This is a genomic window from Nocardioides pini, assembly GCF_026712185.1.
Classification (GTDB): domain Bacteria; phylum Actinomycetota; class Actinomycetes; order Propionibacteriales; family Nocardioidaceae; genus Nocardioides; species Nocardioides pini.
Genome location: NZ_JAPPUX010000007.1, coordinates 94497 through 112261, shown reverse-complemented (window position 1 = coordinate 112261; position 17765 = coordinate 94497). Strand labels below are relative to the sequence as shown.

Below are 17765 nucleotides of genomic sequence, written 5' to 3'. Positions count from 1 at the left end.
GGGGGGTCTCCTGTTCCCGAGGTGGCTAGGGAGCCGACAAGCAACGTAGGCACGTGACCGGCGTCACGTCAACGAGCAGGCGACTTTTGTCCGCCTATCGACACAAGTCGGCAGTCGTGGGACCACCCCCAGCGGTGGGCCTCAGCCGAGGACCAGGAAGCCCTCCCCCACCAGCTCGCGCACCACGGGCAGGTAGGTCTCGCGGAGCTCGGCCTCGTCGCGCTCCAGGAGGGCCGCGATGGCGCCGAGCAGCTGGCCGAGCGCCAGGTCGCCGTCGCTGGCCCCGACGAGGGCGGCCTCGACCGTGTCGGCCGTCCGCGCCCGCCGGAAGCCACGCTGCTGGCGCAGCACGATCGCCTCGGGGTCCTCCGCACCGGGCCGGCCGACCGTCTCCTGCTGCACGTCGTCCCGAGCGCGCAACGTGCTGCGCAGCAGCTCGTCGTCGGTGAGGCCGCGCAGGGCCGTCGCCGCCGAGCCCCAGGCCCGGACGGCCGGGCCGATCGGCTGCTCGACGTCGTAGGGCCACTCGATCAGCTCGTGGCGGCCGGCGCCGCCGCGCCGCACGTTGATCCAGCCGAACCCGACTCCCTCGATCCCCGTCCCCTCCAGCCACGACAGCCAGGTGTCGTAGCGCTCGGCGTAGTCGGGGCGCCCGTGGTGGCCGCTGTCCTTGAGCCACAGCTCGACGTAGGCCGACGGGTCCAGGGTCTCCCGCTGGACGACCAGCGCATCGCAGTCGTCGCGCAGCCACGACCCGAGCCGCTCGTCCCAGGGCCGGCCGTCGACGACGGCCCAGTTGGCCAGGACCTGCAACCAGCCGCCCTCGGTGAGGTGGTCGGGGCCGGTGCGCACGATGTGCTCGACGACCCGGTCCCCGGGGAGGCCGGAGTCGCGGTAGACCAGGCGCTCACCGGTCGCCGGCGAGATCACGAAGGGCGGGTTCGTGGCGACCAGGTCGAAGCGCTCGCCCGTCACCGGCTCGAAGAACGACCCGCCCCGCACGTCGACCTCGACCTCGTTGAGGGCGGCGTTGAGCCGGGTCATCCAGAGGGCGCGCTCGTTGACGTCGGTCGCGACCACGGAGCTCGCGTGCGCCGCGAGGTGCAGCGCCTGCACGCCACACCCGGTGCCCAGGTCCAGCGCGCTGCCCACCGGCTCACGCATCGTCAGCTGGGCCAGGCTCGTCGAGGCGCTGGAGATGCCGAGGACGTGGTCCGGGCCGACGGCGACCGGGGCGCCGTCGAGGCCGGGCGTCAGGTCGGAGACGACCCAGAGGTCACGCTCGTCCGTCGCATAGGGACGACAGTCCGTCCGGGCCGCGACCTCGCCGACGCTCTGCTCCAGCAGCCCGGCGTTGCAGAGCCGGTCGACCAGGCCGGGCAGCGCCCGCTCCGCGTGGTCGCGCGCCACCCGGGTCTGCAGCAGGAACAGCCGGACCAGCGTGTCGAGCGGTGCGCCCGACGTCGTACGACGCAGCGCGGGGAGCGTCTCGTTGCGTCCGAGCGCCCGGTGCGCCTGCTCGCCGATCGCCTCGGCGACCCGGTCGTAGGTGAAGTCGGCGGCGAGCAGGGCCTCGCGCAGGGGCCCGGCGAAGTCGAGGTCGGACGGCATGGCACCAGCCTCGCAGACACCCACGGACGTGACAGCGGCCCGCCGCTCCCGGAGGAGCGACGGGCCGCCGACGTCGTACGCCGGAGGGCGTCAGGCGTGGTGCGGCGCGAACGACGACGAGCCGGCGTTGTCACCGTCGTCCGCGATCGCCACCTCGCGCTTCTTGGAGATGACGACCGCGACGGTGATGATCGCGACTGCCACCAGCGCGATCGCGATCCGCAGGACGTCGTTCTGGTCCTCGCCGACGCTCATCGACACGATGGCGCTGGCGATGAGCAGCGACACCAGGTTCATCACCTTGATGAGCGGGTTGATGGCCGGGCCGGCGGTGTCCTTGAACGGGTCGCCGACGGTGTCGCCGATGACGGTGGCCGCGTGGGCCTCGGAGCCCTTGCCGCCGTGGTGACCGTCCTCGACGAGCTTCTTCGCGTTGTCCCAGGCGCCGCCCGCGTTGGCCAGGAAGACGGCCATCAGCGTGCCCGTGCCGATCGCACCGGCGAGGAAGCCGGCCAGCGCTGCGACACCGAGGCCGAAGCCGACGGCGATGGGCGCCATCACGGCCAGGATGCCGGGGGTGATCAGCTCGCGCAGCGAGTCGCGGGTGACGATGTCGACGACCTTGCCGTACTCCGGCCGACCCGTGCCCTCCATGATCCCGGGGATCTCGCGGAACTGGCGGCGCACCTCGAAGACGACGGCGCCGGCGGCGCGGGCGACCGCGTTGATCGCGAGGCCGGAGAAGAGGAACACGACCGCGGCGCCGAGGAGCACGCCGACCAGGACGCCGGGGTTGTAGACGAGGAAGTTCAGTGCTGTCTCGTCGTCGGCGCTGAGCGCCCCGGCGTCGAGGACCGCGTCCGCGACCGATGTGGAGTACGAGCCGAACAGCGCGGTCGCGGCCAGCACGGCCGTGGCGATCGCGATGCCCTTGGTGATGGCCTTGGTGGTGTTGCCGACGGCGTCGAGCTCGGTGAGGATCTGCGCGCCCTGCTCGCTGACGTCGCCGGACATCTCGGCGATGCCCTGGGCGTTGTCGGAGACCGGGCCGAAGGTGTCCATCGCGACGATGACGCCGACGGTGGTCAGCAGGCCGCAGCCGGCGAGCGCCACCGCGAAGAGCGAGACGGTGACCGTCGCGCCGCCGAGCAGGAAGGCACCGAAGACGGCGGCCCCGATCACGAGCGTCGTGTAGACGGCCGACTCGAAGCCCACGCTCAGGCCGGACAGGATGACGGTCGCGGGGCCGGTGAGCGAGGTCTTGCCGACGTCCTTGACGGGGCGGTACTCGGTGCCGGTGTAGTAGCCGGTGAGGGCCAGGATGCCCGCGGCCATCACGATGCCGATCACCACGGCGAGGCTCGCGATCAGCCGCGGGTCGCCGGAGGCGTCGGCCATGTCGACGCCGGTCACGTTGTCGAACCCGGCGAACGTGGCGGGGAGGTAGGCGTAGGACAGGACCACCGAGGCGACCGCGCCGACGGCGGCGGAGATGTAGAACGCGCGGTTGATCGTGGTCAGGCCGTTCTCGCCGGCCCTCGGCCTGGTGATGAAGACACCGAGCACCGCGGTCAGCGCGCCGATCGTGGGGATCAGCAGCGGGAAGACCAGGCCCTGGTCGCCGAACGCGGCGGCGCCGAGGATCAGCGCGGCGACCAGCGTCACGGCGTACGACTCGAAGAGGTCGGCCGCCATGCCGGCGCAGTCGCCGACGTTGTCGCCGACGTTGTCCGCGATGGTGGCGGCGTTGCGCGGGTCGTCCTCGGGGATGTTGTTCTCCACCTTGCCGACGAGGTCGGCGCCGACGTCGGCGGCCTTGGTGAAGATGCCGCCACCGACACGCATGAACATGGCGAGCAGGGCGGCGCCGAAGCCGAAGCCCTCGAGCACGTGGGGTGCCTGGTCCTTGAAGAGCAGCACCACGACGCTGGCGCCGAGGAGCCCGAGACCGACCGTGGCCATGCCGACGAAGGCGCCGGTGCGGAAGCCGATGGTCATCGCCGGGTCGCGGCCCTCCGTCTCGGCGGCGGCCGCGACGCGCAGGTTCGCGCGCACGGCCAGGCTCATGCCGAGGTAGCCGATGGCAGCGGAGAACCCCGCGCCGACGAGGAAGAAGATGGAGCGGCCGATGCGGACGGTCATGTCGTCCGCGGGCAGCGCGAACAGGACCACGAACGCCACGACGGCGAAGACCGCGAGCGTGCGGAACTGCCGCTGCAGGTAGGCGTTGGCGCCCTCCTGGACGGCCTGGGCGATCGTCTTCATGTTGTCGGTGCCCTCACCCGCGGCGAGCACCTGCGACCTGAACATCGCGGCCATCCCGAGCGCGCCGAGCGCGATCAGGGCGACGACGACCACCAGGACGAGGTTGCCACCTTCGAGCTCAGGCTCCGCGACGACCGCGGGCAAGATCCCCGTCATGCGTGTCCTCCTCGGACTTGATCTGGCACTGGAAAAGATCCGTGAACGCGCCGGAGTCTACGCAGACGTGACCCAGATCACGGGAGGGCGTGACCCACACCACACCGCCTATCTGGTCCGGGCCTCGGTTCGAACGTGACAAAACCCCTCCGGACACGTCCGGAGGGGTGGTGGCGGGTGCTCGGCTCAGGCGCCGGGCGCGAGGCCGACGGAGTCGTGGATCACGAACACCTTCGCCAGGCCGGTGATGCGGAAGATCTTGAGGAGCCGCTCCTGGGTGCAGACCAGGTCGAGCGACCCGTCGTGGGCGCGGACCTTCTTGAGCCCGCCGACGAGCACGCCGAGGCCCGTGGAGTCGAGGAACTCGACCGCCTCGAGGTCGATCACGATGTCGTAGGTGCCGGCGCCGACCAGCTCGGTGATGCAGTCACGCAGCTTGGGCGCGGTGTAGACGTCGATCTCGCCGCCGACGGCAACGACGGCACGGCCGTCCACCTCGCGTGTCGCAAGGGTGAGATCCACGACTGCTCCCCGGTCCCCGAACTCGTTCGGACAGTGCGCCTGCGGGCACGCAGGTGCCCCTTCCTTCTTCCGGGTGGTATCAAACCACGAGTCACAAGGGTTCCGCAGGACTCCTCCTCACATGACCCCTCCCGCCGCCTCGGGCGACGTCCCTGCCCTTTGCCACACTTGACGGAGTGAAGCCCTCCCGCCCCGGCGTCCTGCCGCCGGTCGACACGCTGGTCCGTCGACTCTCGGGCGTGCCCGGCCGGGAGGACCGGCTGCGCCACCTGGAGGTGCTGCCCGCCCGGGAGGCGGTGCACGAGGACTGGCCGGACTGGGTGCCCGACGACGTCCGCGGGGCCTACGCCGCCCAGGGTGTCGCGCGGCCCTGGCGCCACCAGGTGGTGGCCGCCGAGGCGGCCCACGCCGGCGACCACGTGATCGTCGCGACCGGCACGGCGTCGGGCAAGTCGCTCGCCTACCAGCTGCCGGCGCTGTCGGCGATCCGCGCCGCCCGCGGACCGCGTGGCGAGCGGGGTGCGTCGGTGCTCTACCTCGCCCCGACCAAGGCGCTGGCCCACGACCAGCTCGCCGGCCTGTCCTCGCTCGGCCTCGACGTCCGCCTCGCGGCGCACGACGGTGACAGCTCGCGCGAGGAGCGGGACTGGACCCGCGACTTCGGGGAGTACGTCCTCACCAACCCCGACATGCTCCACCGGTCGCTGCTGCCCTCCCACCACCGGTGGTCGCGGCTGCTGGGGTCGCTGCAGTACGTCGTGGTCGACGAGTGCCACCACTACCGCGGCGTCTTCGGGGCGCACGTCTCCCACGTGCTGCGCCGGCTGCGGCGGGTGTGCGCGACCTACGGCGCCCACCCGACGTTCGTGCTCGCCTCGGCGACCGTCGCCGAGCCGGAGGTCACGGCCTCACGGCTGACGGGCCTCGACGTCGTCGCCCTGACCCGCGACGACTCCCCCCGCGGCCGGGTGTCGCTGCTGCTCTGGGAGCCGCCGTTCACCTCGCACGCGGGTGAGAACGGCGCGCCGGTGCGCCGCGCGGCGTCGTCGGAGGTCGCCGACCTGCTCGCCGACCTGGTGGCCGAGGACGTGCGCACGCTGGCGTTCATCCGCTCGAGGCGTGGCGCCGAGCAGGTCGCCCTGTCCGCGGCCGAGCTGCTCGCCGAGGTCGACCCGTCGCTGCCGGACCGGGTCGCGGCCTACCGCGGCGGCTACCTCCCCGAGGAGCGCCGGGCGCTCGAGGCCGCGCTTCGCCGGGGCGACCTGGTCGGCCTGGCCGCGACCAACGCCCTCGAGCTGGGGATCGACATCAGCGGTCTCGACGCCGTGCTCATCGCCGGCTTCCCCGGCACGCGGGCGGCGTTCTGGCAGCAGGTGGGACGGGCCGGTCGCGGCGCGCAGGACGCGCTCGGGGTGCTGGTCGCCAAGGACGACCCCCTCGACACCTACCTCGTCACCCACCCCGACAAGCTCATCGGGGCACCGGTCGAGGCCTCGGTCTTCGACCCGTCGAACCCGCACGTGATGGGACCGCACCTCTGCGCGGCGGCCCAGGAGCAGCCGCTCACCGAGGCCGACCTGCCGCTCTTCGGGCAGACGGCCCGGGAGGTCGTCGACGAGCTGACGACGCTCGGGCTGCTGCGGCGGCGGCCGCGCGGCTGGTTCTGGACCGACCGGAGCCGGGCGGCCGACCTGGCCGACATCCGGTCGGCCGGCGGGTCGCCCGTGCAGCTGATCGAGGCCGACACCGGTCGGGTCGTCGGCACCGTCGACGCGGGCGGCGCCCACAACCAGGCCCACCCCGGCGCGGTCTACGTGCACCAGGGCGAGACCTGGCTGGTCGAGGACCTCGACCTCGAGCACCACGTCGCGACCATGCGCCGCGACGAGCCGTCGTACTCCACCACGGCGCGGGAGGTCACCGACATCAGCATCGTGACCACCCGCGAGCGCCGGTCGTGGGGCGGCTGCGAGCTGTCCCTCGGCGAGGTCGACGTGTCGCACCAGGTGGTGTCCTTCCTCAAGCGGCGCCAGCCCGGCGGCGAGGTGCTGGCGGAGGAGCCCCTCGAGCTGCCGGAGCGCACCCTGCGCACGACGGCGGTGTGGTGGACGGTCCCCGACGACGTCGTGGCCGAGGCCGGCCTCGCCGCGCTCGACGTGCCGGGCGCGGCGCACGCGGCCGAGCACTGCTCGATCGGCCTGCTCCCCCTCTTCGCGACCTGCGACCGCTGGGACATCGGCGGCGTCTCCACGGCACGCCACGCCGACACGGGCGTGCTCACCGTCTTCGTCTACGACGGCCACCCGGGCGGTGCTGGCTTCTCCGAGCGCGGGTTCCGCACGGCCGTCGCGTGGCTCACCGCCACCCGCGAGGCGATCGCCAGCTGCGAGTGCGCCAGCGGCTGCCCGTCGTGCATCCAGTCACCGAAGTGCGGCAACCAGAACAACCCCCTCGACAAGGACGGCGCCATCTCCCTGCTCGACGCGCTCCTGTCGGGGGCACCGCGTGTGGATGGATGGGACTAGATTCGACCCATGGTGATCCTCGGCCTCGGCCTCATGATCCTCGGCGGCATCGCGGTGCTGTCCGCGCTCTTCGTCAGCGAGCCCGGTTCGGGTGGCGAGCTCCTCGGCTTCGACGTCACCACGCTGGAGTCGTTCTTCGTCGGCGTCGCCGCCGGAGCGGCCATCCTGTGGGGCTTCGCGCTCCTCAAGTGGGGCACCCGGCGGAGCCTCGCCCATCGCCGCGAGCGCAAGGAGCTCACCGAGCTCAACCAGAAGCTCGAGCGGGTCGAGGCCGAGCGCCGCACCGACGACCCGGAGGGTCGCGACACCGTCTGAGGCTCCCCCTCGGCGCATGGCCCGGCCGGGCGCCGCCGGCTCACCCGGGGCCGGCGCGCGCCTCGGCGCTCACCCTCACCTCCTTCCACGGCACGTCCGGGCCGGGCACCGAGACGGTGACCCGGACCGCGCGACCCTCGGGCGTGCACGCGTCGAGCACCGCGGCATTCGCACCCGCGACCCGGTCGGCCGCGGCGCACGCGTCCGTCGGTCCGCCGAGCGCAGCGAGCGCCGAGGCCGCTGCGAGGGCGGCGAGGTCCGCTGCGGCCTGGGCTCGCCGCTGGGCCGTCACCAGGCCGCCGACCGCGGCCAGGCCGGCCATCACGAACATCAGCACCCCGGCCATCGCCACGACCAGCACCGTCGCCCCGCCACGCTCCCCGCGGCCCTCGCCGCCGGCCATCACGACGCCTCCACGACGGCCACGGCCTCGGCCGCCACGGTGACACCGGGCAGCGAGCCGAGCAGGCCGCCGGGACCCGTCACCCGGACGCTGGTCGTCACCACGACGTCGGAGCCACCGACGTCGACCCGCACGCGGGCACCCTCGGGTGCGATCCGGGCCGCCACCGCCTGAGCAGAGGCGACGTCGTCCCCGCGGGCGACGGCGCGGGCGGCCTCGCGGGACGCGTCGACGACGCGCACCTGCGCCGCTCCGACGGCCAGCATCCAGACCAGGCCGACGGTCAGCGCCAGCAGCAGCGGGATGCCGAGCGCGAGCTCGGCCGTCGCCGCCCCCGACTCCGTGCGAGCGGGTCTACCGTGAGGCCGCACCGCCCTCACCCGATGCCGAGCAGGCCCATGACGTGCTTGAACAGCCGTCCGAGCAGCTGGTCGCCGAACGCGCCGGTGAGCAGCGTGTAGAGCAGGCCGGCGAAGCCGGCCCCCGCGGCCGTGCCGACGGCGTACTCCGCCGTGGTGATGCCGGCCTCCATGCCCGACCGGCCCGTCCTGGTCCGTCCGAGGCGATGCGTGAGCTTCATCAGTTCCCCTGTCGTCGTGGGGCTCCCGATGAGCCCCGTCGAGCACCCAGCCTGTGAGCCCGGGGATCTCCGTGCACGGCCCCGGGCACGAGGCTGTGGAGAGCACCCGGACCTGCGGCCCTGTGGACGTCGAGCGGCCCGTCACGGCGTCACCGAACCGAAGAGCGACGCCACCGTCGGCACGACGCCCAGCAGCATGAACGCCGGGAGCAGGCAGGCGCCGAGCGGGATCGCCGCGGCCACCCCGACCCGGCGGGCGGCGTCCTCGGCGCGGGCGAGCGACTCCCGCTGGAGCTCGTCGGCGAGCCGCTCGACGCTCTGCACGACGGACGCGCCCGACAGCTGCGAGCGGACCATCGCCCGCGCCAGCGGGGCGAGCTCGGGGTCGTCGACGACCGCCGACCAGGCCTCGACGCCGGCGGCGCCCCAGCGGGCCTGCTCGACGACCGGGACCAGCCGGTCGGCTGCCGGGCCCGGGAGCGCGGCGCACACCTGCGCCAGGCCGGAGACCGGCTCGGAGCCGGCGCGCAGCGTGGCGGCGAACAGGTCGACGAGGTGCGGCAGCGTCCGCTCCACCTCCTCGCGCTCGCGGCGCGCGGACGGCCGCTCCGCGGCGGCCAGCACGCGCCGGGCGACCACGGCCGCCACCACCCCCACCAGCACCCCGGCCACCCCTCCGACGAACAGCCAGGCGCCGACCGCGACGCCCGCCACCGCGAGGGGGCGCAGGCCCGGCGAGGAGGCCGGGCGCCGGCGCAGGCCCCGCGGGACCGACGGGACGAGCGCCGCGACCGCCATCGACAGGCACGTGACGCTCAGCCAGGTCACGGCGCCGCCGCCTGGTCGGCCAGTCGCTCGATCCACCAGAGGCCCAGCCCGACGAGGGAGAGCCCGACGACGCCGCAGACCCAGCCGACCGGCGTGGACAGCAGGAAGGACCAGGGGTCGGAGCCGGCGCCGGAGCCCATCAGCAGCACGGCCACCGGCAGGCAGGCGACGAGCCGCGCGGTCGACCGGGCCGACGCCAGCTCGGAGTCGACCAGGCGACGCGTGCGGCGGCGCGCCCGCAGACCGGCCGCCGTGCGCTCGAGCGCTGCGGCGAGCCCGTGCCCGGAGTGCTGGGCGACCTGCCACGCCCCCGCCACCCACCGCAGGTCGGACGCACCGCGCCTCTCGGCCGCCAGTCGGCGCATGGCGTCGGGGGCGTCGGCACCGAGCCGCATCGCCTCGACCACCGGGACCAGCGGCGGCCACCGCTCGGCGCCCGCGGCCAGGGCGGCGTCGGGCGGACGCCCCGCCGCGAGGTCGGCGGCCAGCAGGTCGCAGACCTCCAGCACGGCCGCCTGGTCGGCGGCCGCGCGCCTGCGTCGAGCGAGCACCGGCACCGGGACCGACCAGTCGGGCCGCGAGCGGCCCGGACGGCGTGCGCCCGGCCCCGCCGACGGCACCAGGGCCGCAGCCGCCATCCCCGCCAGCAGCGCGACGAGCCACCCGCTCACCACGTCGCCGACCCGAGCCGGGCGGCGAGTGCTCCCGCGGCCGGACCGCGCACCACGCGGTCGGGCTCGAAGGAGGCCGCGGTGCGGAGGGCGACGTGACCGGACCCGTCCCGCTCGGGCACGCCGAGCTCGAGCACCCGGCGACGCCCGTCGCGGCCACGGCCGAGGTGGATGACGACGTCGAGCGCCGACGCGAGCTGGCTGTGGGCCGCCGAGCGCGGCAGGCCCGCTGCCAGCGCCAGCGCCTCCACCCGGGCCGGTACGTCGGCGGCGGAGTTGGCGTGGAGCGTGCCGCACCCTCCGCCGTGGCCCGTGTTGAGCGCGGCCAGCAGGTCGACCACCTCGGCCCCGCGCACCTCGCCGACCACCAGCCGGTCGGGACGCATCCGCAGCGCCTGCCGGACCAGCACCTGCAGCGAGATCTCGCCCGCTCCCTCGATGTTGGCCGGGCGCCCCTCCAGCGCGACCACGTGGGGATGGTCGGGGCGCAGCTCACTGGCGTCCTCGACCAGGACGATGCGCTCACCGGGGTCGACCAGCGACAGGAGCGCGGACAGCACCGACGTCTTGCCGGTGCCGGTGCCGCCGGTCACCAGGAAGGCACACCGCGAGTCGACGACCTCCTCCAGCAGGAACGCTCCGTCCGGGGGCAGCGCGCCGGCCGTCACGAGCTCGGGCAGGGTCCACACCCGTCCCCGCGGCACCCGCAGGGACAGCACGGTGCCGGACCGGGCCACGGGCGCGAGCACGGCGTGGAAGCGCGTGCCGTCCGGGAGGCGTACGTCGGCGTGCGGGGTCGCGTCGTCCAGGCGCCGCCCGGCCGAGGCGGCGAGCCGCTGGGCGAGGCGACGCACGGCGGTGTCGTCGGGGAAGGAGACTGCCGCCCGCTCGAGCCCTGCCCCGCGGTCGATCCAGACCTCGTCGGGGCTGTTGACCAGCACGTCGGTGACGTCGGGCAACCGGAGCAGGTCCTCGAGCGGCCCGGCACCGAGCACGTCACGGCGCAGCAGGTCGTGCACGGCGAGCACGGTGGCGTCGCCGACCGGCGACCCGGACGCGCGCAGCGCTTCGGCGACCCGGTGGGGCGTCAGCTCGCCGGCCGACACCGCCAGGCGGCGGCGCACGTCGTCGAGCACCGCGGCCGGCACCGGGGTGCTCATGCGGCGGCGTCCGCGAGGAGGTCGCGGGCGGCCCGGGCGAGCGGGCCCCGCCCGGCCAGGGGACCGAGGCCGCGGTCGACCGAGGCGGCCACGCCGCGCTGGTCGGCGACCGCCCCGACGACGGGCAGGCCCGTCACCCGCTCGGCATCTGCATCGCTCAGACCGCCCGGGCGGATCACCAGCCCGGCACGGCGGTCACCGCCGAGGTCGGCGACCAGGCGTGCGGCGGCGGCCAGCCCGGGCACGGTCGCCGGGGTCACCACGAGCAGGTCGTCGCAGCGGTCGACCAGCTCGGCCAGCAGCGGTCCGCCCTGCCGGGCGAGGTCGAGGACGACGAGGTCGTGGCCGCGCACCGCGGCGGGCAGGACCCGGCGGGCGGCCGCCACGTCGAGGCGGCGGCGCAGGCCGGACCAGGTGAGGACGCCGAGGTGGTCGCGGCGCGGCACGCCCTCGCGCAGGGCGCGTGCGCCGAGCCGTCCGGCGGTCTCGGCGAGGGCCTCCCAGCGCACGCCGGGGAGGTCCTCCATGCCCAGCAGCCGGTCGATGCCGGGACCCAGCGGGTCGCCGTCGACGAGCAGCGTCGACGCCGTCGCGGCGTGGCACTGCGCGAGGGCGCACGCCAGCGTCGTGGCACCCGCGCCACCGGCTCCGCCCACCACCCCGACCAGGCGGCCCGGCGAGGCCCGCTCACCGACGTCGGCGAGCTCGTCGGAGAGCCAGCCCGCGCCCGCGGGCAGGTCGACCACCGACGCCGCGCCCAGCCCGACGGCGAACCTGAAGGCTGCGTCGCCGACACCGACCCCGACGACGTGGACCCCGGCGCGTCTCGGTGGCGAGAGGTCGACCAGCGCACCGGCGAGGTCGTCGCCGACCAGCACCAGGTCGGCGTCGCGCCAGGCCGCGAGGGACAGGGAGGGCTCGGCACACACCTCGGCCCCGACCCCTGCGGCCGCACAGAGGGGGACGACCGATTCGTGGACGGACGGGGACCGGGTGATCAGGAGGACAGGCATGGCACCGAGCGTCGGCGCCGGCACCGACGCCCGTCAGCCCGGAGCGCGCCTGCCTGTGGAGGACGAGCTCACGGCCGCGCCTGTGGACACCTGACGGCCCGCCGGAGCACCCGACCCGGTCGGTCCGGCCCCCTACGATGGCCGCATGCCCCGCCCCCAAGCGGCCTTCTTCGACCTCGACAAGACGATCATCGCCAAGTCGAGCACGTTGGCCTTCAGCCGCGAGTTCCAGGCGGGCGGGCTGATCTCGCGACGCGCGATGCTGCGCTCGGCGTACGCGCAGTTCGTCTTCTTTACCGGCGGCGCCGACCACGACCAGATGGACAAGATGCGCGAGTTCATGTCGCAGCTCTGCGCCGGCTGGGACGTCGCGACCGTGCGAGACATCGTCCACGAGACCCTCACCACCATCGTCGAGCCGCTCGTCTACGACGAGGCGGTGACGCTGATCGAGGAGCACCGCGCGGCCGGTCGCGACATCGTGATCGTCTCGGCGTCGGGCGTGGAGGTGGTCGAGCCGATCGGCGAGATGCTCGGCGCCGACCGGGTGATCGCCACGCGCATGGAGATCGCCGACGGCAAGTACACCGGCAACATCGACTACTACGCCTACGCCGAGGAGAAGGCACGCGCCATCGAGCACCTGGCCGCAACCGCGGGCTACGACCTCGGCGAGTGCTACGCCTACAGCGACTCGGTGACCGACGTGCACATGCTCGAGGTCGTCGGCCACCCCTTCGCGGTCAACCCCGACCGCGAGCTGCGCCGCATCGCGACTGCCCGCGAGTGGCCCGTGCTGCTGTTCGTCCGCCCGGTGGCCCTGCGCCGGCGGCTGCCCGTCCCGGCGGCGCGGCCGACCCTCGCCGCACTCGCCGTGGGCGGTGCGGTCGCAGCGGGCGGGATCATCTGGTCGAACCGTCGCAGGAGGACCACCGGCACCTGAGCGGGACCCATCCGCGGCCGCCAAAGTCAACCCTTGAAGGTGGCTGGGGACCGGGATAGAACGGACGTAGAACTACACAGCAGCACGTGATCCGGGTACCCACGCGGCGATCCACCCATCCGATGGGGTGCTGGCCGATCGGGATCTGCCCGAGGCAGCGATTGAGAAGAGCACGCTTGGTAGCCAAGGCATCACGTGTCAGCGGCGGCACCCGATCCACGTGAGCGGGTGCCGCTCGCACGCGCTGGCGGCTACCCCCTCAGCGGAGAGGCCTCGGCCCCCGCGCTGAACGCCTCGGCCCCGTAGAGCGCCCAGGCTTGGACCCCGCTGGGCCCACCGCTGCCGTAGGCGCCCAGGTTCGACTCGTACGCCGCCCGATGGGCGAGGTGCCCGGCCTCCGGCACGACGAGCGACTTCGCGTCCACGCCGCGCGAGACCAGCACGAGCCGCTCGAGCGCCCGGGCCACGATGCCGTTGTGCGACGCGAAGGGCGCGGCGGTCGCCACGTCGGCATGAGCCACGGCGGCCACGAGCAGGGCGGGCGCCTCGCTGCCGGACAGCAGCAGCTCCGCGACCCCCCGCAGCCGGTCGGCGGACGCGGCGTCGCGCGGACGTCCGAGCTCGTCGGGCGCGAGGGCCGAGGCGCCGACAACGGCGTGCAGCCGCGCGATGGCCTGCAGGGGCGCGGTTTTGAGCAGTGGAGCGAGCGCGAGCATGGACGCGGACAGCCGGACGGCGTCGCCGGCGATGTCGTCGCCCTCCCCGGCCCGCACCTGCTCCAGCGTGGACGACGACCCCTCGAGGACGGCGCTCGCGTGGGCGCCGCGCAGCAGGGACTCCGCGGTCAGCTCCGGCGACGTACGCCGGAGGCCACGGTCGCGCAGCATCGCGTCGATCCCGTCGCGGGTGCCGGCGTAGGCCGAGCGGACCCCTTCGAGGTCGGTGAGCCAGGCGAGCGGGTCGGTCATGGGGAGGACGGTAGTCGCGGCGACGGCCGCGCCCGATCGCGGGATACGGTGAGCGCGATGAACGACGAACCCCCGACCACCGCTGCCACCGCCGACCGCGCGCGGTCCTTCGGGTCCGTCGCCGAGGCGTACGACCGGGGTCGCCCCGGCTATCCCGCCGAGGCGGTCGCGTGGCTCGCCGGCGGTGAGGCGAAGGTCGTCCTCGAGCTCGCGGCGGGCACCGGCAAGCTGACCCGCGCGCTGGTCGACCAGGGCCACGCGGTCTTCGCGACGGAGCCCGACGAGGCGATGCTCGAGGTGCTCCGCGAGCGGGTGCCCGAGGTGAGCGCGAGGGCCGCCACCGCCGAGTCGATCCCGGCGAACGACCGCTCGGTCGACGTGGTGGTCGTCGCGCAGGCGTTCCACTGGTTCGACCACCGCGCGGCGCTCGCCGAGATCGCGCGGGTGCTCAAGCCGGGTGGCCACCTCGCACTGGTGTGGAACAGCCGCGACGAGCGCATCCCGTGGGTGCGCCGGATGGGCGACATCCTGGGCCGCCAGGACCTCGACACCAGCTCGGCCGAGCACGTCGTGCACAGCGAGCACTTCGGCTTCGTGGAGGAGGCGACCTTCAAGCACTGGCAGGAGGTCAACCGCGAGACGATCCTCGACCTGGCCCGCTCACGCTCCACCGTCACGACCATGGGCGAGGAGGAGCGCGACGACCACCTCGCCCGCGTGCTGGCCTTCTACGACGACTACGGCCGCGGGATGGACGGGATGCAGATCCCCTACGTGACCCGCTGCTACCGCGCCGTCGTGGTCGACGACGACGACACCGGCCCGGACCCCGACGCGCAGGAGCCGGACGGGCCGGTCGTGAGCGACGGCACCGACACCGACATGCTGCTCATCGACTTCCGCTGACGCGCCACAACTTCTCGCGCGGGCGGCTCGTCCCACCGCGTGGACACCACACGGATCTCGGGGGACACACCATGCGCACGACCACACTGACCGCTGCCCTGCTGACGGGCCTGGCCCTGCTCACGCCTGCCTCGTGGGCGGCTCCGGCGAGCGCAGCCGGCGAGACCTGCCAGGGCGTTCCGGCCACCATCGTCGGCGCTCCCGAGGGTCGCGTGGTGGGCACCGCGGGTGACGACGTCATCGTGTCCGGTGGCGCGTGGTCGGTGAAGGCCGGCGACGGCGACGACCTGGTCTGCATCCCCCCGATGGAGGGCGACCTGCTCGGCAACGTCGTCGAGGTGGACGCGGGCGCCGGTGACGACACCGTCGTGTCCGAGGGCGAGCACAACAACTCGTGGACCAGGCTCGGCCCGGGCGTCGACTCGTTCCGCGGCGGTGGCTGGGAGGACCGGGTCGAGGCGGGCTTCGAGGACACCGTCGTCGCCGATCGCGGTGACGACTTCGTCAACTACGCCATCAAGCCCGGCGAGGCTCTGCCCGCGACCATCGGCTCGACGGTCGCCGAGCGGTCCTCCGGCTGGATCAAGGTGACCGCGCCGGGCCGCAGCATCGCGATCGACGGCAAGGCCGGCGAGGTCCGGGTGGACGGCCGGGTCGTCACCACCTTCGGCATCTCACCGCGGATGCTCTTCGGCGTCGCGCAGCGCGTCGAGCTGGTCGGCTCCTCGGGCGTGGACCGCCTGGCCGTCGGGCCGTGCGGGCTCGGCGTCGTCAAGGGCCGTGGCGGCGACGACGACATCCTCCACATCCGTGACGACGCCCTGCGCAAGCAGGCGTGCGCTCCTCGCATGCGCGTCGACGGCGGCGCCGGCAAGGACACCATCCGCGGGACCATCGACGACGACGTCCTGCGCGGCGGTGGCGGCAACGACTGGATCAAGGGCCGCAAGGGCAAGGACCTCGCCGTCGGCGGGCCCGGCCGCGACAGGTGCTTCGCCGAGCGCGCGCGAAGCTGCGAGCGGTGAGGCCCGCTCGCGACTAGGGTCGCGGGCGTGGCGAGATGGCGGTGGCGGCGTACGTCGCTGGGCGGCGAGGCCGACCGCGCCGCCTTCCGCGCCCTGCACAACGCCTCCCTCGCCAGCCCGGCGCTGCGGGAGGGCCTGACCACGGCGAGTGCGGAGCGGTCCGTACGCCACCTGCGCGCGCTGCTCGGCACGCCGGCCGCCGGGCTGGGTGACACCAGCGGGCTGCTGGCGTGGGACGGCCTCGGCAGCCACCACCGCTCGCAGCTCGCGGGCACGATCGGCCAGGTGGCGGAGACCGGGCGCACGATGATCGTCGACCAGCGCACCCTCGTCTGCGACGACGGCGGGTGCCAGGTCCGGCAGGCCATCGTCAGCCCGCTCGTCGTCGAGGACACCCTCGTCGGGGCGCTCGTCGTGGGCGCCCCGCACACCACCGGCGGCCTGGTCCGCGCGGCCGACGAGGTGGCGTCGTGGGTCAGCGGCCAGCTCGAGCTCGCCGAGCTCGACCTGTCGCGCACCCGGCTGATGGAGGCCGAGGTGCGCGCGCTGCGGGCGCAGATCAGCCCCCACTTCATCTACAACTCGCTCGGCGCGATCGCCAGCTTCGTGCGCACCGACCCCGACCGGGCGCGCGAGCTGCTGCTCGAGTTCGCCGACTTCACCCGCTACTCCTTCCGCCGCCACGGCGAGTACACGACGCTCGCCGAGGAGCTCCGCTCCGTCGAGCGCTACCTCCTGCTCGAGCAGGCACGCTTCGGCGACCGGCTGCAGGTCACGTTGCAGGTCGCGCCGGAGGTGCTGCCCGTCGCGGTGCCGTTCCTGTGCATCCAGCCGCTCGTCGAGAACGCCGTGCGCCACGGGCTCGAGGCCAGCGCGGACAAGGTCGACGGCGTCGGGCGGCTGTCGATCATCGCGCGCGACCACGACCAGGAGTGCGTCCTCGAGGTCGAGGACGACGGCACCGGCGAGGACCCGGAGCGCGTTCGCCAGGCCCTGGCCGGTGACGCGTCGATGGACTCCGTCGGGCTCGGCAACGTGGACGCGCGGCTGCGCAACGCCTACGGCGACGACTACGGTCTGGTGGTCGAGACCGCACCCGGCGCCGGCACCAAGGTGGTCGTCCGGGTGCCGAAGTTCGCCCCCGGAGTGCAGGTATGACGCAGCTGAAGGTCCTCGTCATCGACGACGAGCGTCCGGCCCTGGACGAGCTCACCTTCCTGCTCGGCCGCGACCCGCGCATCGGGGAGGTCCGGGGCAGCGACTCCGCGACCGAGGCGCTGCGGGTGCTCCAGGCCGAGGAGGTCGACGCGGTCTTCCTCGACGTCCAGATGCCCGGCCTCACCGGGCTCGACCTCGCGCAGGTGCTCTCGCGCTTCAAGTCGCCGCCGCCGGTCGTCTTCGTGACCGCCCACGAGGAGCACGCGGTCGCGGCGTTCGAGCTGCGCGCCGTCGACTACGTCCTCAAGCCGGTGCGCGAGGAGCGCCTCGCCGAGGCCGTACGCCGCGTGGTGGAGGCCGGCGTCCCCGCGCCGTCGGGTGACGTGCAGATCCCCGTCGAGCGCGGCGGCGTCACCCGCTTCATCAGCCGCTCGGAGATCACCCACGTCGAGGCGCAGGGCGACTACGCGCGCCTGCACACCGCCGACGGCTCCCACCTCGTGCGCACCCCGCTGTCGTCGCTCGCCGAGCAGTGGGCGCCGGCCGGCTTCGTCCGGATCCACCGCTCCGTGCTCGTCGCGCTCCCCCACGTCGAGGAGGTGCGCAGCGAGGGCGGCCGGGTCAGCGTCGTCATCGCCGGCACCGAGCTGCCGGTCAGCCGCCGCCACACCCGCGAGCTGCGGTCGGTGCTCACCCGCCGCGAGACGTGAGGCCGA

General features: G+C 74.3%; 18 protein-coding genes. 7 read left to right on the top strand and 11 right to left on the bottom strand.

Annotated elements, in window-relative coordinates; translation table 11 throughout:
* Positions 1-141: 141 nt before the first annotated feature.
* The 3 genes from NYO98_RS21025 to NYO98_RS21015 form a co-directional block, all read right to left on the bottom strand.
* A complete protein-coding gene (locus tag NYO98_RS21025) occupies positions 142-1611 on the bottom strand; it encodes a DUF7059 domain-containing protein (RefSeq protein ID WP_268113843.1) in 1470 nt (489 codons plus the stop codon).
* A gap of 90 nt (positions 1612-1701) precedes the next feature.
* The gene (locus NYO98_RS21020; protein ID WP_268113842.1) at positions 1702-4032 is read right to left on the bottom strand and encodes a sodium-translocating pyrophosphatase; all 2331 of its coding nucleotides are present in this window, start codon (positions 4030-4032) and stop codon (positions 1702-1704) included.
* A 186-nt stretch (positions 4033-4218) separates the two neighbouring features.
* The gene (locus NYO98_RS21015) at positions 4219-4554 is read right to left on the bottom strand and encodes an anti-sigma factor antagonist (protein WP_129427178.1); all 336 of its coding nucleotides are present in this window, start codon (positions 4552-4554) and stop codon (positions 4219-4221) included.
* 176 nt (positions 4555-4730) lie between these two features.
* Between NYO98_RS21015 and NYO98_RS21010 the strand changes: the two genes are divergently transcribed.
* Both NYO98_RS21010 and NYO98_RS21005 read left to right on the top strand, forming a co-directional pair.
* Entirely contained in the window at positions 4731-7079 is a 2349-nt protein-coding gene (locus tag NYO98_RS21010; RefSeq protein WP_268113841.1) for a DEAD/DEAH box helicase, read from the top strand.
* Positions 7080-7088: 9 nt separating this feature from the next.
* Entirely contained in the window at positions 7089-7394 is a 306-nt protein-coding gene (locus NYO98_RS21005) for a CgeB family protein (RefSeq protein ID WP_268113840.1), read from the top strand.
* Positions 7395-7434: 40 nt separating this feature from the next.
* Here NYO98_RS21005 and NYO98_RS21000 read toward each other — a convergent pair whose 3' ends face one another.
* From NYO98_RS21000 to ssd, 7 genes are all read right to left on the bottom strand, one after another.
* On the bottom strand, positions 7435-7797 hold the full coding sequence (locus NYO98_RS21000) for an Rv3654c family TadE-like protein (RefSeq protein WP_268113839.1): 363 nt from the start codon (positions 7795-7797) through the stop codon (positions 7435-7437).
* Positions 7797-8168, bottom strand: coding sequence for a TadE family protein (locus tag NYO98_RS20995; RefSeq protein ID WP_268113838.1), 372 nt, complete (start codon positions 8166-8168; stop codon positions 7797-7799). The genes NYO98_RS21000 and NYO98_RS20995 overlap by 1 nt, the downstream gene beginning before the upstream one ends.
* 5 nt (positions 8169-8173) lie before the next feature.
* Positions 8174-8377 carry a DUF4244 domain-containing protein gene (locus NYO98_RS20990; RefSeq protein ID WP_268113837.1) on the bottom strand — a complete coding sequence of 68 codons (204 nt, stop codon included), beginning with the start codon at positions 8375-8377 and terminating at the stop codon, positions 8174-8176.
* 141 nt (positions 8378-8518) lie between these two features.
* On the bottom strand, positions 8519-9205 hold the full coding sequence (locus NYO98_RS20985) for a type II secretion system F family protein (RefSeq protein ID WP_268113836.1): 687 nt from the start codon (positions 9203-9205) through the stop codon (positions 8519-8521).
* Positions 9202-9879 (bottom strand): type II secretion system F family protein, encoded by a 678-nt coding sequence (locus NYO98_RS20980; protein ID WP_268113835.1) that lies wholly within the window; start codon positions 9877-9879, stop codon positions 9202-9204. The genes NYO98_RS20985 and NYO98_RS20980 overlap by 4 nt, the downstream gene beginning before the upstream one ends.
* Complete coding sequence (locus tag NYO98_RS20975) at positions 9873-11036, bottom strand: TadA family conjugal transfer-associated ATPase (protein WP_268113833.1); 1164 nt, start codon at positions 11034-11036, stop codon at positions 9873-9875. The genes NYO98_RS20980 and NYO98_RS20975 overlap by 7 nt, the downstream gene beginning before the upstream one ends.
* Positions 11033-12049: a septum site-determining protein Ssd gene (ssd, locus tag NYO98_RS20970; protein WP_268113832.1), complete on the bottom strand. Its 1017-nt coding sequence runs from the start codon at positions 12047-12049 to the stop codon at positions 11033-11035. The genes NYO98_RS20975 and ssd overlap by 4 nt, the downstream gene beginning before the upstream one ends.
* 145 nt (positions 12050-12194) lie before the next feature.
* Here ssd and NYO98_RS20965 point away from each other — a divergent pair, with 145 nt between their 5' ends.
* The gene (locus tag NYO98_RS20965; protein ID WP_268113831.1) at positions 12195-12992 is read left to right on the top strand and encodes an HAD family hydrolase; all 798 of its coding nucleotides are present in this window, start codon (positions 12195-12197) and stop codon (positions 12990-12992) included.
* 251 nt (positions 12993-13243) lie between these two features.
* On the opposite strand, the gene NYO98_RS20960 is transcribed toward NYO98_RS20965, so the two are convergent.
* Positions 13244-13960 (bottom strand): Fic family protein, encoded by a 717-nt coding sequence (locus NYO98_RS20960; protein WP_268113830.1) that lies wholly within the window; start codon positions 13958-13960, stop codon positions 13244-13246.
* A 57-nt stretch (positions 13961-14017) separates the two neighbouring features.
* Here NYO98_RS20960 and NYO98_RS20955 point away from each other — a divergent pair, with 57 nt between their 5' ends.
* The 4 genes from NYO98_RS20955 (at position 14018) to NYO98_RS20940 (ending at position 17759) form a co-directional block, all read left to right on the top strand.
* Complete coding sequence (locus NYO98_RS20955; RefSeq protein WP_268113829.1) at positions 14018-14866, top strand: class I SAM-dependent methyltransferase; 849 nt, start codon at positions 14018-14020, stop codon at positions 14864-14866.
* 71 nt (positions 14867-14937) lie between these two features.
* The gene (locus NYO98_RS20950) at positions 14938-15891 is read left to right on the top strand and encodes a calcium-binding protein (protein WP_268113828.1); all 954 of its coding nucleotides are present in this window, start codon (positions 14938-14940) and stop codon (positions 15889-15891) included.
* Positions 15892-15918: 27 nt separating this feature from the next.
* Entirely contained in the window at positions 15919-17049 is a 1131-nt protein-coding gene (locus NYO98_RS20945) for a sensor histidine kinase (RefSeq protein WP_268113827.1), read from the top strand.
* The gene (locus tag NYO98_RS20940; protein WP_268113826.1) at positions 17046-17759 is read left to right on the top strand and encodes a LytR/AlgR family response regulator transcription factor; all 714 of its coding nucleotides are present in this window, start codon (positions 17046-17048) and stop codon (positions 17757-17759) included. Before NYO98_RS20945 ends, NYO98_RS20940 begins: the two co-directional genes overlap by 4 nt.
* Positions 17760-17765: the final 6 nt, after the last annotated feature.

Coding starts and splice junctions, on each gene's coding strand:
- NYO98_RS21005 (WP_268113840.1), top strand. CDS start 7,089: ATGGTGATCCTCGGCCTCGGCCTCATGATCCTCGGCGGCATCGCGGTG.
- NYO98_RS20960 (WP_268113830.1), bottom strand. CDS start 13,960: ATGACCGACCCGCTCGCCTGGCTCACCGACCTCGAAGGGGTCCGCTCG.
- ssd (WP_268113832.1), bottom strand. CDS start 12,049: ATGCCTGTCCTCCTGATCACCCGGTCCCCGTCCGTCCACGAATCGGTC.
- NYO98_RS21000 (WP_268113839.1), bottom strand. CDS start 7,797: ATGGCCGGCGGCGAGGGCCGCGGGGAGCGTGGCGGGGCGACGGTGCTG.
- NYO98_RS21020 (WP_268113842.1), bottom strand. CDS start 4,032: ATGACGGGGATCTTGCCCGCGGTCGTCGCGGAGCCTGAGCTCGAAGGT.
- NYO98_RS20990 (WP_268113837.1), bottom strand. CDS start 8,377: ATGAAGCTCACGCATCGCCTCGGACGGACCAGGACGGGCCGGTCGGGC.
- NYO98_RS20955 (WP_268113829.1), top strand. CDS start 14,018: ATGAACGACGAACCCCCGACCACCGCTGCCACCGCCGACCGCGCGCGG.
- NYO98_RS21025 (WP_268113843.1), bottom strand. CDS start 1,611: ATGCCGTCCGACCTCGACTTCGCCGGGCCCCTGCGCGAGGCCCTGCTC.
- NYO98_RS20965 (WP_268113831.1), top strand. CDS start 12,195: ATGCCCCGCCCCCAAGCGGCCTTCTTCGACCTCGACAAGACGATCATC.
- NYO98_RS20975 (WP_268113833.1), bottom strand. CDS start 11,036: ATGAGCACCCCGGTGCCGGCCGCGGTGCTCGACGACGTGCGCCGCCGC.
- NYO98_RS20950 (WP_268113828.1), top strand. CDS start 14,938: ATGCGCACGACCACACTGACCGCTGCCCTGCTGACGGGCCTGGCCCTG.
- NYO98_RS20940 (WP_268113826.1), top strand. CDS start 17,046: ATGACGCAGCTGAAGGTCCTCGTCATCGACGACGAGCGTCCGGCCCTG.